Raw genomic sequence first — 13412 nt, 5'->3', positions numbered from 1 at the left:
CAGGGGGACGGACCGCCTCGTAGTAGTGATGAAGCTCCTGTAATGGGGGTGGAGCGAAGGGGGCGGGTTGTCCTGATCTTGTTTGGTGGTCAACCGGGATTCTCCGGGAGGAGCCAGATGAACGGATCGAGGCCGCAGGCCAAGGTCAAGTCGTTTGATATCTCCAAGTCGATGGTGTGGGAGGCATTTCAACGGGTCAAGGCCAACAAGGGTGCACCTGGGGCGGATGGCGTGACGATCGAGCAGTTCGAAGAGAACCTGAAAGGGAATCTGTACAAGCTGTGGAACCGCATGTCGTCCGGCTCGTACTTCCCTCCGGCGGTGAAGGCCGTCGAGATTCCCAAGGCGGGCGGAAAAGGTGTCCGAGTCCTTGGGGTGCCGTCTGTGTCCGACCGGATCGCTCAGACGGTGGCCGCGATGTATCTGGAGCGGCGGGTGGAGGCAATTTTCCATCCGGACTCCTACGGTTATCGGCCGAGGCGGTCGGCGTTGGACGCGGTGGAGCAGTGCCGACGGCGCTGCTGGAGAAACGACTGGGTGGTCGATCTCGACATCCGGGCGTTCTTCGACAGCGTGGACCATGAGCTGATGCTCAGGGCCGTCGAGCGGCATGTCGACGCGGACGGGAAGTGGGTCCTGCTCTATGTCAAGCGGTGGCTGGTAGCGCCGCTGGCGAAGGCGGACGGATCGGTGCAGCAGCGGGATCGCGGGACTCCCCAGGGGTCGGCGATCTCGCCCGTGCTGGCGAATCTGTATCTGCACTACGCGTTCGATGTGTGGCTGGCGAGGGAGTTCCCTCAGGTCACCTTTGAGCGGTACTGCGATGATGCGGTGATTCACTGTGGCAGCGAGAGGTTGGCCCGCAGCGTGCGGGACGCTCTCGCGCAGCGATTGGCGCAGGTCGGTCTGGAATTGCATCCGGACAAGACGCGCGTGGTGTACTGCAAGGACGCTGATCGGCGCGGCTCGTACGAGCACACGTCATTCACATTCCTCGGATACACGTTCCGTCCGAGACTGGCCAAGAACCGGTACGGGAAGCACTTCTTAAACTTCCTGCCCGCGGTCAGCAAGGCGGCGATCAAGGCGATGGGTAAGGAGATCAGGTCCTGGCGCATCGCCTGCCGCAGTGACAAGTCCCTCACGGACCTTGCGCGGATGTTCAACAGCGTCGTGCAGGGATGGATCAACTATTACGGGCGCTTCTACAAGTCCATGTTGTATCCCCTTCTCCGGCGCCTCAACGAGTATCTGGTGCGCTGGGCTTGCCGGAAGTACAAACGACTCCACCGCCGGGAGAAGAAGGCGCGGGAGCTGTTGGCGGGCACCGCCCGCCGCTACCCGAACCTCTTCGCCCACTGGCGGTTCGGCCTCAAGCCTGACGGCTGGGCGATGGGAGCCGTGTGAGCCGAGAGGTTCCCGCACGGTTCTGAGAGCGGCGGCGGGTGCGATTCCCGCCGCCGACTCACCTCGTCATTCTGGTCTCGGGCACCCGAGCTCACACGGAAGCACTGCTTCCCGAAGTGGCGGAGGTCCTCTCCACCGTCGGCCTGCGGCTGTCGGAGGAGAAGACACTGATCACGCACATCGACGAGGGCCTCGACTTCCTTGGTGCGACACGATGTCGCTTGGTTCGAGTGAGCGCGCTGATTGGAGGGTTGAGCACGATGACAGCAGCGTAGCTCCGGATAAGTGTTCACAGGTCCGTCCCCTCTCTGACGTGCGTTGCTGGTAACGGCAGGGTGCGAAGCTCAGGGAAGACGCCCAAGGGCTCCCGCTCCATCCGGGGGTTACAGGCAAGGGGAAGGCCGGACGGGCGAGTACACGCGAACTCTCGATGATGCCTCGACATCGATACCCCCGGAGATGGGATGAACTGCTGGGGGCAGGGCTGGCCGTTGCGAAACGGCAGGCGGCGGCTGGTGACTAGGAGCCAGCCGCGCAGAACACCGCCGCCCCCGGGGTGCAGAGAGCGCCCACCCCGGTCGGGTCTCGACCATGCGGAACGTGAAAACCCCGTCGGGGTCCGGGACTTGTCCCGGTAAGCCGACCGTGAGGGAGGCCCAACTCCCCGGCGGGCGCAGGACGGTCCAAGAAGCCAATGCCGGTACGCCGAAAGGCGACGGGAAACCGGGACACAAGGCCGCACCCTTCGCGGTCGTCCCGCATAACCGGCCGGATACAGGCAGATGCCTGGCCCGAAAGGGAGCTGACGTGGACCGGGTGAGCCTTTGAGGCACCAAAGCTGAAGTACCGGAACCGAAGGACAAGTTGGACACAGATGACGGCACACGCATTCGCTCTCGCGATGGCGGCCCTCGGAGTGAACGGACCGGAGGACGCGGCACCCGACTGGGACGCCATCAACTGGCGCACCCACGAGGATCACGTACGGCGACTGAGGCAGAGGATCTTCAAGGCGACGAAGGAAGGGGACCTCAAGAAGGTCCGCAACCTGCAAAAGCTGATGCTGCGGAGCCGGAGCAACACGCTGATCAGCGTGCGGCAGGTCACGCAGCGCAATGCTGGCCGCAAGACGGCAGGCGTCGACGGCGAGGTCGCTCTGACCTCCCGCGATCGAGGGAGTTGGCGGAGCGGCTGCACCGCCATGCCTCGCCCCTCAAAGCCCTGCCGGTCAAGCGGGTCTTCATTCCGAAGGCGAATGGGAAACAGCGTCCCCTGGGGATTCCGGTGCTTGCGGACCGCGTGCAGCAGGCACGCGTGAAGAACGCGCTGGAGCCCGAGTGGGAGGCCCGGTTCGAGCCGAGGTCCTATGGATTTCGGCCCGGACGGGGCTGCCATGACGCGATCGAGGTCATCTTCAAGACGCTCTGCGGCAACCGCAGCAAGCGCCGATGGATCCTGGACGCGGACTTGGCCGGGGCATTCGACCGGATCGACCACGATCACCTTCTCGACAGTCTCGGCACCTTCCCCGCACGGGGAATGGTCCGGGCCTGGCTGAAGGCCGGCGTGATCGAGTCCGGCGAGTTCACGCCGACCGAGGAGGGAACTCCTCAAGGAGGCGTGATCAGCCCCATGCTGATGAACGTGGCCTTGCACGGAATGGAGCACGCGGCAGGGGTCCGCTACCGGCCCAGCGCACGCAGTGACGCTGAGACGGTCGAGGGATGCCCTGTGCTGGTCAGGTACGCCGACGATTACGTGGCGATGTGCCACAGCCGCGAGCAGGCCGAGCAGGTCAAAGCCAGTCTCACGGCGTGGCTGGAGCCGAGGGGACTCCGCTTCAACGAGGACAAGACACGCATCGTCCACGTTGAGGACGGTTTCTCGTTCCTGGGCTTCGACATCCGCCGCCGAGTCGACCGGCAGGGCAGCGGAAAGCTGCTCATCACTCCCAGCAAGGAGTCGGTCAAGCGGTTCCGGAAGCGGCTGTCCGCCGACGTGCGCTCCATGCACGGCGCGAACGCGGCCGCGGTGGTGTTCCGGCTCAACCCGGTCGTCCGGGGATGGTCGGCCTACTACCGGAGCGTGGTCTCCGGCCGGGTCTTCACCGGCCTGGACCACCACGTCTGGCACCTCACCTACCGGTGGGCCAGACGTTCGCATCCGAACAAGTCGAGGGGCTGGGTCGCCACCCGGTACTTCGGCAAGTTCCACAGGTCCCGGCAGGACCGGTGGGTGTTCGGCGACCGCGACAGCGGCGCCTACCTCACCAAGTTCGCCTGGACGAAGATCGTCCGGCATGTCCCGGTCCACGGCGGAGCGTCTCCGGACGACCCCGCTCTGGCCGAGTACTGGACCGAACGGCGGCGCAAGAAGAAGGCCCCGCCCGTGGACGAACACACCGCCCGGCTTCTGCGAAGCCAAGGCGGACGCTGTCCCGCATGCGGGGAATTCCTACTGCACGCCGAGCACGAGCCACGCAGCCCACGCGAGTGGGAGCAGTGGTTCATGACCATCCGGCGGGTGCTGGCCAAACAGCACATCGTCGAACAGGTCGACGGCCAGGACCGGACCTTCTACCGGCTCCTCCACGCGCACTGCCGACGGCAGATCCTTGCCGGAAGAACGGTGCACCAGCCATGACGCCGACGCGGAAACCTCGTCGCCCCCGGGGCTTGCTTGAGCCGTGGTGCCTGGAAAGCGGGCACGCCCGGTTCTTAGGGGGCGGGGACGCAGCAATGCGTCCCCGCTACCCGACGCTGGCGCATCCAGCGTCACCAGAAGCGGGGAGCTGACCGGCAGTACGTCTACAACTACCCGGCCAAGAAGGCACTTCGGTCCATCAAGGCCAAGACGAAGACGCTCTGTCGGATGAACGTCAGCCTGCCGCTGGCAGTCCTGCTGCACCGGCTCAACCAGGTGCTGCGGGGCTGGACCGCCTACTTCCGCGCCGGGGTGTCCGCCCGGGCCTTCCAATACCTGCGCATGATCGTCTGGCGTCAGGTCTTCGGATGGCTCCGGCGCAAGCACCCCAAGGCAGGGTGGAAGGAACTCCGCCGCCGCTTCTGCGACGGTGGATGGTGGCCGCGAGACGGGCACGTTGTCCTGTTCAACCCGGGATCGGTAGTCACCACGCGATACCGCCCCCGAGGGACGACCATCCCGTCTCCCTGGCCCAGCGCAACGAGCTGAGGAGAACAACGGCTCAACGGGGCTTGTGGAGAGCCGGATGCGGGGCCAACTCGCACGTCCGGTTCGGGAGGGCGGCGCGGAGAAACGGACCGGGAGGAATCCCGGCACCGCGCTCCGCGCCGACCCCACCACGACGTCGCCCTGGTCGACGACACCGGCCAGCTGGTGGCCAAGCGGCACATCACCGACGACGCGGACGGCTACAAGATCCTGCTGGAACTCCTTGCCGAGCACGGCGACACCGAGGAGAACCCGATCCCGGTGGCGATCGAGACATCCCGGGGCCTGCTCGTTGCCGTGCTGCGGGCCGGGACGCGGAAGGTGTTCGCGATCAACCCGATGGCGGCCGCCCGCTACCGCGACCGCCACTCGGTCTCGCGCAAGAAGTCCGACCCCGGCGACGCCCTCGTCCTGGCGAACATCCTGCGCACCGACATGCATGCACACCGGCCCCTGCCGGGCGACAGCGACCTCGGTCGTGCCATCGCCGTCCTTGCGCGGGCCCAGCAGGACGCTCTGTGGAACCGGCAACAGATCGCCAACCAGCTCCGCTCGCTGCTGCGTGAGTACTACCCGGCTGCCCTGGCGGCCTTCGCCGTCTGGGCCAACGGCTTGTGCCGTCCCGAGGCCCGTGAACTTCTCAGGGCCGCGCCGACCCCTTCGCGAGCCACGCGGCTGACCCGCCCACAGCTTCAGGCCGCACTCAAGCGGGCCGGCCGCAAGCGCGGTATCGAGGCGGAGGCCGACCGTCTCCGCGACGCCTTGCGCGCTGAGTGGGCCCACCAGCCGCCGCTGGTCGAGGACGCGCTCGGCAAGCAGATGCTCGCCCTCCTCATCCAGCTGGAAGCCACTTGCACCGCCGCAGACGACCTCGCGAAGGCGGTGGAGGAAGCGTTCCCCCAGCACCCGGACGCCGACATCCTGCTGAGCTTCCCCGGACTCGGCATCCAGCTCGCCGCCCGGATCCTGGCTGAGATCGGGGACGACCGCACCCGTTTCGCCGACGCCCGCGGTCTGAAGGCATACGCCGGCGCCTCGCCCATCACCAGGGCCTCCGGGAAGAAGTCGTCCATCACCCGCCGATGGGTGAAGAACGACCGGCTCAACCACGCCGGTTAGCTCTGGGCCTTCGCCGCCCTTCGCCACTCACCCGGAGCCGACGCCCACTACCGGCGCCGCCGTGAGATCGGCGACTGGCACGCCGCCGCTCAGCGCAACCTGTTCAACCGCATGATCGGCCAGCTCTACCACTGCCTCCAGAAGCGCGAGCTCTTCAACGAGCAGACCGCCTTCCCGGCACCGCAGTTGGCAGAAGCAGCCGCGTGACCAGCTAAGACGCCTTGCCCCTGGTGGCGACAGCAGCCGATCATTCGCCCATGAGACCCGAAGTGCAGACGTTCGTCGCCGAGGGCCCGCTTCCCGACTGGGACGCGAGCGAAGAAGAGATCGACAGGCGTGTCCAGCAGCTCAACGCAATCCCGAAGCCGGTCACGGGGGAGGAAGCCCGGGCGCTCGTCTCCTGCTTCGGCCCGGACGACTGCTACGGCGTCGCCTGGACGCTCCTGCACCTCATTGAGACCGGCCCGAACCCCGTCCTGGCCACCGAGCCCGGACCGGACGCCAACGAGTGGCACCAGCGGCTCTACGACCGTGCTGTGTTCGGAGGTCTCATCCCGAGAACTTGACGGCATAGCAACGTGAGGTGTCTATGCGGTACACGCACGTGCGCCCGGCCCGGGAGAGCGCCCTACTTCTTGCCCGGCTTCTTCTTGCCCCGCGGCACGATCATCGTCGTCAGCAGTGCCCTGCCCGGCGCGAGGGTGTGCCAGCCGCTGCCGTGCCAGGCCAGGACGGCGATCGCCGAGGTGGGGAACTTCGCCCGGACCCGGTCCAGTGCGTCGTCGAGGCCGTCCCCGGCAAGTGCCAGGACCAGCTCCTCCAGACCGGGGTTGTGCCCGATCAGGAGCAGCGTCTCGACCTCCGGCGGCACCTCGTGCACGACGGCCAGCAGGTCGGGCACGTCGGCTCCGTACAGCCGCGCATCGTGCCGTACGGGTGGCGGGGTGCCCCACTGGGCGGAGGCGAGTTCCCAGGTCTGACGGGCACGGGCGGCGGTGGAGCACAGGGCGAGGTCGGGCAGGCAGTCGGCCTCGGCGAGCGCGCGCCCCGCGGCCGGCGCGTCCCGTCGGCCGCGGGGCGCGAGCGGGTGCTCGTGGTCGGCGACGTCGGGCGGCCAGGCGGACTTGGCATGCCGGAGCACGACCAGACGGCGCAGCGGGCCGGTTCCCGCCCGCGTGATCATGCCGGGGATCCCAGATCGCGGGTCAGGTCGAGCCCGAGCAGCCGGTCCGTGTAGGCGTACGTCTCGAACCGCGCGCCCTCCGGCAGGTCCGGGTCGGTCTCCACGCGGCGCAGGACGCGCAGGACCGACGGGACGTCCAGATCGTCCTCCCATGCGGTACGCAGCTGTTCGCGGACTTCCTCGGGAACGGGCCGCGAAGGGCGGCGCGCCCAGGCGGCGACGGCCCGGCGCCAGCGGGCAAGGGTGTCGCGGGCCTCGTCCAGGGCGGCGGCGTCGAGGCGCACCGGACGACTTCTGTGCGGGGCGAGCAGCGCCAGACGCAACACGGCGGGATCGGCGCCGCCCCCGAGGGCCTCCCCGAGATCGACCGGCCCGGGATCCACGGGCGCGACCGCGACGCGCACCCCGTCGGGTGCCACCCCACCCTCCCCCACCACATGGAGGACCTGCCGCTCGACCGGCCCGGCGCCGACGTCGCGGCGGTCCTCGAAGGGCCGGATGCCGAGGGCCGCGGCGGCCGTGCGCAGTTCCGCCCGTTCCCCTTCGCCGGACAGCAGACCCCAGACCGGCGTACCGCCGAGTTCCAGGGCGCGGACCAGCACGTCGGCGACCAGCAGCACCCGCAGGGCCGTGACGTCGAGTCCGGGCGCGTGGGCCTCGACGCGGGTCAGTCCCCGGCGGGCGGTGGACGCGTCGACGGGTTCGCCGGTTCGGGCGTCGATGATGCGCAGCACGGGGCGAGCGTAGGCGGGCGAGCGGTCGTCCGCAGCCATCTGGTGTGGTTCCGGACGAGGTGGCGGGTTTTACACGATGCACCCCGGGTCCGAACGGGGGAATCTCCGTACGCGGCCGGCCGTTGCAGTCGGAGCAGTTGTGCCGCGTGTCCAGCAGGGCGACAAGACCGAAGGAGTCCACCGTGTACGGCGACGAAGCGACGGTCCGCAAGATCCTCACCGAGCTGGGAGACACCTGGGCGGTGGTGGGCCTGTCGTCGAACCAGGACCGCGCGGCGTACGGCGTCGCCCGGGTCCTCCAGCGCTACGGCAAGCGGATCGTGCCCGTCCATCCCAAGGCGGAGACGGTGCACGGCGAGCAGGGCTACGCCTCCCTCGCCGAGATCCCCTTCGACGTGGGAACAGTGTCGTGAGTACTTGATCCAATGCCCATGAGCAGGCGCGGGTCGATCCAGCCTTCAATCCGCAGAGGCGGCAAGGCTCCGGCGGGCGGCACCCGTGTCCCTTCAGCGTCAGCCAAGATCTCCATCACTTTCTCCCAGACCCCCGAAGCCACCCATCGGTGGTATCGGGCCTGACAACCAGTCGTCGGCCACGGAGCCCCGGTGCGAGCCTTGTGCAGGATTGCTTCCAGCACGTCCCGGTCTGGAAGAAGATCCTGGCGTTGCCGCTGTCGAGCGGCCATCAGGACCGGCTCAACCTTGGCCCACCCCGCTTCCGTCAGTACCGGCACCGGCCGATTCCGCTCACGGAACCACTTCGTCAGCGAGCAGTCGGACTTCCGCGCCCTGGGAACCGGCCCAGTCACGATGACGCATACATCCAGCAGTTCGAGAACCTTTTGCTGCTGGTCGGGCCCCATGCTGCGGAGTCGGCTCCGTGCGAGTTCCGTCAAGGCACACAGGTCCTTGGCCCGCTGCGCGGCCGCCTCGGATTCAGACTTCTAATACTCCAGCAGTACTTCGCGTCTTGACCTGCGCGGTTGTCGAGCGGTGGGAGTGTAGCGGGCACCGCCCGGTCAGGGGCGGCTTCTGACCGGGCGCCCCTCGAAGGAGTGTCCCCGACGGCGGTAGTGGCAGTGGCGGGCCACGGCTTGGCGTCGTCGACGCCAGTGCGACCAGTTCAGCGCGTGGGTGTGGGCATGGGAGCGTCGGGGAGCGTGAGCTGCCAGGAGTCGCCGCACTTCCGCCACAGTGAGCTCGATGACCTCGGCTTCCTCACCGATGCAGCCCCCTTTTCGCGGGCCTGCGCCGTCATGGCTGCGAGGAAGGCGTGGGCGAGCATCGCGAGGGTGATGTGCCGGTACCAGCCGACGTAGCGGCGGACCTCGTACTGGTCCAGGCCGCACTCGTTCTTCGCCGCCTGGAAGCACTCCTCGATCGCCCACCTGGTGCCGGCGACCCGCACCAGGTCGTCCACACCCGCGTCCAGAGGTGCGTAGGCGAGGTAGTAGGCGATCTCGTCCGACTTGCTCACGCTGCGCCGTGCCAGCGCCCACCGCCGACGTATTAACTCCTGTCCCTGGTAGTCGAATTCAGCGACTGCGGGCAGCTGTATCGCGGCCCAGTCGTACATCCGCAGGCCCTTGGCTCCCTGTCCGCACGAGCGGCGCTCCCAGGCGTCTGGCGGAGCCTGGGCGAAGAGGTGGTCGATGCGCGGGCATCCCACGGTGAACTGGGACTTCGGCACGGCCACGACGTAGCCGACACCGGCGTTCTCCAGCGTGCGGCGGAAGCGGCATTCCTGGCCGTAGGCGGAGTCCGCGGTGACCCAGGCGATGGGCAACGGTGAGGCCAGTGCGCGCAGCACGATCGCCTTGGCGAGGGCGCCCTTGGTCGCGAACTCGCGCTCGTCGGGGATCTTCGCGGCGCGGCAGCGGTCACGATCGCCTGTCCAGGACTTGGGCAGGTACAGCTCCCGGTCCACCAACGCGCGGCCGGCGGAGCTGGCATAGGCGGCGAAGACGCCTATCTGGCAGTTCTCGGTGCGGCCGGCGGTGCCGGAGTACTGGCGCTGGACACCGGCCGAGGTGGTGCCCTTCTTGATGAACCCGGTGTCGTCCACGATCAGTACCCCGTCGGGGTGGCCGATGCTCTTGGCGACGAAAGCCTGCAGGTCGTCGCGGATGTCGTCGGGGTTCCAGCGGGCGCGGGAGAGCAGGTGCTGCATGCCGTCCGGTGTGGCGTGGCCTGCGTGCTCGGCCAGTTGCCAGCTGTTTTTTCGAGCTACCGGGGCCAGCAGTCCGCGGACGTAGGCTCGCATGCGGCGGCGGGGTTCGACTCGGCCGAAGCGGTGTCCGATGTCGGTGAAGAGGTCGTCCAGGTCGTGGTCCCAGGTCTCGGCTGCCTGTTCGGTTGCGATCACGACGGGAGGCTTCCCGGCCCCGGGACACCGCTTGCCGTCGGGGACACTCCTTCGAGGGGTGCCCGGTCAGAAGCCGCCCCTGACCGGGCGGTGCCCGCTACACTCCCACCGCTCGACAACCGCGCAGGTCAAGACGCGAAGTACTGCTGGAGTAATAGGCGGCCTTAGCCGTGGCTGCTGGATCTGACCGTCGCCGGCGGACACGCGGCGGTCATCGGCGGCCCGCAGTCCGGTAAGATCACCCTGCTGCGCACCCTCGCCCTCTCGCTGTCCCTTACCCACACCCCGTACGACGTCGCCGTGTACGGCCTCGACCTGGTCGGCGGCGGTCTGTCGGCCCTGGCCGGACTTCCGCACGTCGGCGGCATCGCCTCCCGCGCCGACCACGAACGTGCTGCCCGCACCGTCGCCGAGGTGCGCGCCATGCTCGCCCAGCGCGAGGAGCTGTACCGCGAGCTGGGCATCGACTCCCTCGACCAGCTGCGCCACCTGCGTGCCCAGGGCCGACTGCCCGAACTCGGTGCCACGGACATCGTGCTGCTCATCGACGGCTTCGGCGCCCTGCGCGAGGAGTTCGTCGACCTCGACCTCGACCTCTTCGGCACCGACCAGCACCTGCTGATCCTCGGCGACAACGAGTGCGGCAAGACGAATCTGCTGAAGCTGATCGCCAAGCCTGGCAGATGCGGACAAGGCAGTCGGCCCAAGAGTGCTTCCGGCGGAAGATCGACGACCACAGGGCCGGCAGCGCCGAAGGGGATGAGGACTGGAGTGGGACCCGGGCCATCATCGACGCCGTGGTTGTCGCCTTCGAATGACTGGCTTCGTTGATCTCTAGGAGGTTCTGGCACAGATCTTGGGGAGCGGTTGCGGAGGGTGACCAAGGTGTTCGATGGTGCGAGGGTCCGCTCGCGTGAAACCGCGTACGCCCTGTCGCCCGACAAGCTGGAGTGACGCTCCGTCAGGTCTGTGACAGCCTCTGCTGTGGCCATGACGGTACTGGTCATGCAGGCCGACGCATCATTCTGGGACTCTCTCGTGTTCGACGGGATCGACGACATAGACGTCGAGACGGTGACCGCCGCCTTCGGCACGGTCGACGTGGTGGCGCGAGGCAGGGCAGCCGGGGCAGCCTGTCCCGACTGCGGTCGTTTCTCGGGCCGGGTGCACGACTCCTACCAGCGCAGGCTGAAGGATCTCCCGCTCGGTGGGCAGAGCATCGTGATCCAGTTGACGGTCCGACGCTTCATCTGCGGTGCAGGCAACTGCCCACGCCGTACCTTTGCCGAGCCGTTCGCTCGGCTGACCACTCCGTACGCGCGCTTCACCACGCGGCTCAACCACGCTCTGGAACGTGTCGGCGTCGCACTCGCCGGACGGGCCGGCGCCCGTCTGGCGGGCCAACTTGGTATCAGCGCGGGGCGGATGACCTTGCTACGCAGGGTCATGGCACTGCCGGACCCGCTGTTCAGCACGCCGCGCGTGCTGGGAGTGGACGACTTCGCGATCCGCCGGGGGCAGACCTATTCCACTGTCTTGACCTGCGGAGATACCCATCGCGTGGTCGATGTGCTCCCGACACGCGAGTCAGGACCGCTGGCCGCATGGCTGACCACCCACCCCGGAGTGGAGATCATCTGCCGGGACCGGGCGGGCGCCTACGCCGAGGGCGCCCGGCTCGGCGCCCCCGATGCCCTCCAGGTCGCCGACCGGTTCCACCTGTGGCAGGGCCTCGGCCGGGCTGTGGAGATTTGCGTCGCCGCTCATCGGGAGTGCTTACGGGCACCGGCACCGCTCAAAACGACGAGCGCCGGCAGTCCGCCGGACGGCTCGAAGCCTGCCAACCGGGAGCCGGTCGGCAGACGGGCTGAGCGCAAGAAGGCCGCGCACGCCCTGGTTCACGAGTTGCTCGCGCAGGGCCACTCTCGCCGGGCGATCGCCCGTCACCTGGGCTGGGGGCTCAACACCGTGCTGCGCTACGCGCGCGCCGCGCACTGGCAGGACACCCTCCGCGAGAACCGTCCCCGGCCTAGCAGGCTGGACCCCTACAAGCCCTACCTGGAGGAGCGGTTCGCCGCGGGCTGCTCGAACGTCACCCTCCTGCACCGTGAGCTCCTCGCCGAGAACGCCCCCGTCACCTATCAAATGGTCCGCGCCTACATTGCTACCCTGCGCGCCGCCCCGCCGCAGGCGCCGCCTCCACCGCCTACGGTGCGGCAGGTGACCGGCTGGCTCACCCGCCATCCCACAGCCCTGAGCGAGGAAGACCGCGCCGCACTGAAGGGTGTTCTGGCCCGCTGCCCCGAGTTGGACGCCGCCGCAGGGCACGTCCGCGACTTCGGCGAGATGATGGCCCACCGCCTTGGTCCCACGCTCCCTGCCTGGATCGACGCCGTTGACGGAAGTCAGCTGCCGGGCCTCACCAACTTCGCACTCCACCTGCTCCGGGACCTCGACGCCGTGACGGCCGGACTCACCCTGCACTGGAGCTCCGGCGGCACCGAAGGCGCCGTGAACCGCATCAAGAAGATCAAGAGGCAACTCTACGGACGAGCGGGATTCGAACTGCTCCGCAAGATGATCCTGTTGCAGTGACCCACCCTCGATATTCGAGTGAACGTACAGAAGGTGCTGCGTAGGGTGACCAGCGTGGACCCAGCTGACTTCTACACCGGCATCGTCGCGGAGATCTACGGACCGTTGAAGTCCTTCTCCCAGGACCCCGAACCCTACGCAGTCTTCATTCAGCAAACCGGCATGCCGGCACTGGAGCTGGGGTGCGGAGACGGCGATCCCCTGCTCGAACTGCGCCGACGCGGCCTGGACGTCGACGGCGTCGACTCCTCCGCCGACATGCTGGAACGGCTCCGATGCCGGGCAGACGAACAAGACATCCGTGCCACCGTGTTCCACCAGCGCATGGAGGCATTGAACCTGCCCCGCCGCTACCGGGCGGTCTTCCTCGCCGGGCCGACCTTCACCCTGCTCCCCGATGACGCCACAGCGCTCGCGGCCCTGCGCGGCATCCGCGCTCACCTGGCTGAGGGCGGCACCGCCTTGGTACCTCTGTTCACTCCCGCACCGACCCCCGCCGAACAGATCGGTCGGGTTCGCACGGCCGTCGCACCCGAGGGCGCTGAGCTCCGGGTGTCTGTCGTTGCCGAGCAACGCGACGAAACAGCTCGGACACAGACGACGCTCCTACGCTACGAACGCCACCACGGCTCAGACAGGACCATCGAAGAGCGCCCGTGGATCCTGCATTGGTACCCCCGGGACCAGTTCGAGAAGCTGGCCACGACCGCTGGCCTGGCCGTAACCGCGATCACGGACCCGGAGGGCAAGCCCACCCCAGCTGATACTACTGACCTGGTACATGTCAGGCTCCAAGCCACCTGAGCACCTCCCCGGGA

Annotated in this window: 10 protein-coding genes and 4 pseudogenes; 10 read left to right on the top strand and 4 right to left on the bottom strand. The window is 68.0% G+C overall.

Annotation, left to right across the window (positions count from 1 at the left end; genetic code table 11):
* Positions 1 to 42 precede the first annotated feature (42 nt).
* From ltrA (ACKTSN_RS40370) to ACKTSN_RS40345, 6 genes and pseudogenes are all read left to right on the top strand, one after another.
* Entirely contained in the window at positions 43 to 1407 is a 1365-nt protein-coding gene (gene ltrA / locus ACKTSN_RS40370) for a group II intron reverse transcriptase/maturase (protein ID WP_409473600.1), read from the top strand.
* A gap of 874 nt (positions 1408 to 2281) precedes the next feature.
* Positions 2282 to 2524 (top strand): annotated as a pseudogene (locus ACKTSN_RS40365) (reverse transcriptase N-terminal domain-containing protein); the annotation flags it as partial.
* A gap of 62 nt (positions 2525 to 2586) precedes the next feature.
* Positions 2587 to 4050 carry a group II intron reverse transcriptase/maturase gene (gene ltrA / locus ACKTSN_RS40360; RefSeq protein ID WP_409473599.1) on the top strand — a complete coding sequence of 488 codons (1464 nt, stop codon included), beginning with the start codon at positions 2587 to 2589 and terminating at the stop codon, positions 4048 to 4050.
* 123 nt (positions 4051 to 4173) lie between these two features.
* Complete coding sequence (locus tag ACKTSN_RS40355) at positions 4174 to 4599, top strand: group II intron maturase-specific domain-containing protein (RefSeq protein WP_409475038.1); 426 nt, start codon at positions 4174 to 4176, stop codon at positions 4597 to 4599.
* A gap of 126 nt (positions 4600 to 4725) precedes the next feature.
* A pseudogene (locus ACKTSN_RS40350) lies at positions 4726 to 5925 on the top strand (IS110 family transposase); the annotation flags it as partial.
* A 50-nt stretch (positions 5926 to 5975) separates the two neighbouring features.
* Entirely contained in the window at positions 5976 to 6284 is a 309-nt protein-coding gene (locus tag ACKTSN_RS40345) for a hypothetical protein (RefSeq protein ID WP_409473598.1), read from the top strand.
* Between the two features lie 62 nt (positions 6285 to 6346).
* Here ACKTSN_RS40345 and ACKTSN_RS40340 read toward each other — a convergent pair whose 3' ends face one another.
* Complete coding sequence (locus ACKTSN_RS40340) at positions 6347 to 6901, bottom strand: SixA phosphatase family protein (RefSeq protein WP_409473597.1); 555 nt, start codon at positions 6899 to 6901, stop codon at positions 6347 to 6349.
* Entirely contained in the window at positions 6898 to 7674 is a 777-nt protein-coding gene (locus ACKTSN_RS40335; RefSeq protein WP_409473596.1) for a hypothetical protein, read from the bottom strand. Before ACKTSN_RS40335 ends, ACKTSN_RS40340 begins: the two co-directional genes overlap by 4 nt.
* Positions 7675 to 7817: 143 nt before the next feature.
* Here ACKTSN_RS40335 and ACKTSN_RS40330 point away from each other — a divergent pair.
* Positions 7818 to 8042: pseudogene (locus ACKTSN_RS40330) on the top strand (CoA-binding protein); the annotation flags it as partial.
* On the opposite strand, the gene ACKTSN_RS40325 reads toward ACKTSN_RS40330, so the two are convergent.
* Both ACKTSN_RS40325 and ACKTSN_RS40320 read right to left on the bottom strand, forming a co-directional pair.
* Positions 8000 to 8497 (bottom strand): transposase, encoded by a 498-nt coding sequence (locus ACKTSN_RS40325; RefSeq protein ID WP_409473595.1) that lies wholly within the window; start codon positions 8495 to 8497, stop codon positions 8000 to 8002. The pseudogene ACKTSN_RS40330 and the gene ACKTSN_RS40325 sit on opposite strands and share 43 nt — an antisense overlap.
* 260 nt (positions 8498 to 8757) lie before the next feature.
* Entirely contained in the window at positions 8758 to 9996 is a 1239-nt protein-coding gene (locus tag ACKTSN_RS40320; protein ID WP_409475037.1) for an IS701 family transposase, read from the bottom strand.
* A 174-nt stretch (positions 9997 to 10170) separates the two neighbouring features.
* Here ACKTSN_RS40320 and ACKTSN_RS40315 point away from each other — a divergent pair.
* From ACKTSN_RS40315 to ACKTSN_RS40305, 3 genes and pseudogenes are all read left to right on the top strand, one after another.
* Positions 10171 to 10587 (top strand): annotated as a pseudogene (locus tag ACKTSN_RS40315) (FtsK/SpoIIIE domain-containing protein); the annotation flags it as partial.
* A 402-nt stretch (positions 10588 to 10989) separates the two neighbouring features.
* Positions 10990 to 12594 carry an ISL3 family transposase gene (locus ACKTSN_RS40310; RefSeq protein WP_409473594.1) on the top strand — a complete coding sequence of 535 codons (1605 nt, stop codon included), beginning with the start codon at positions 10990 to 10992 and terminating at the stop codon, positions 12592 to 12594.
* Positions 12595 to 12648: 54 nt separating this feature from the next.
* Positions 12649 to 13398 (top strand): class I SAM-dependent methyltransferase, encoded by a 750-nt coding sequence (locus ACKTSN_RS40305; RefSeq protein WP_409473593.1) that lies wholly within the window; start codon positions 12649 to 12651, stop codon positions 13396 to 13398.
* The last annotated feature ends 14 nt before the right edge of the window (positions 13399 to 13412 follow it).

The organism is Streptomyces flavusporus (assembly GCF_046267975.1).
In the GTDB taxonomy this organism is placed as follows: Bacteria; Actinomycetota; Actinomycetes; order Streptomycetales; family Streptomycetaceae; genus Streptomyces; species Streptomyces flavusporus.
This window is presented reverse-complemented; position numbering and strand designations above follow the sequence as displayed.

What these genes read in the sequence shown, in the direction of transcription:
- ltrA (WP_409473600.1), top strand. Translation starts at nt 43, where the DNA reads ATGGGGGTGGAGCGAAGGGGGCGGGTTGTCCTGATCTTGTTTGGTGGT.
- ACKTSN_RS40345 (WP_409473598.1), top strand. Translation starts at nt 5,976, where the DNA reads ATGAGACCCGAAGTGCAGACGTTCGTCGCCGAGGGCCCGCTTCCCGAC.
- ACKTSN_RS40340 (WP_409473597.1), bottom strand. Translation starts at nt 6,901, where the DNA reads ATGATCACGCGGGCGGGAACCGGCCCGCTGCGCCGTCTGGTCGTGCTC.
- ACKTSN_RS40335 (WP_409473596.1), bottom strand. Translation starts at nt 7,674, where the DNA reads ATGGCTGCGGACGACCGCTCGCCCGCCTACGCTCGCCCCGTGCTGCGC.
- ACKTSN_RS40325 (WP_409473595.1), bottom strand. Translation starts at nt 8,497, where the DNA reads ATGGGGCCCGACCAGCAGCAAAAGGTTCTCGAACTGCTGGATGTATGC.
- ACKTSN_RS40310 (WP_409473594.1), top strand. Translation starts at nt 10,990, where the DNA reads ATGACGGTACTGGTCATGCAGGCCGACGCATCATTCTGGGACTCTCTC.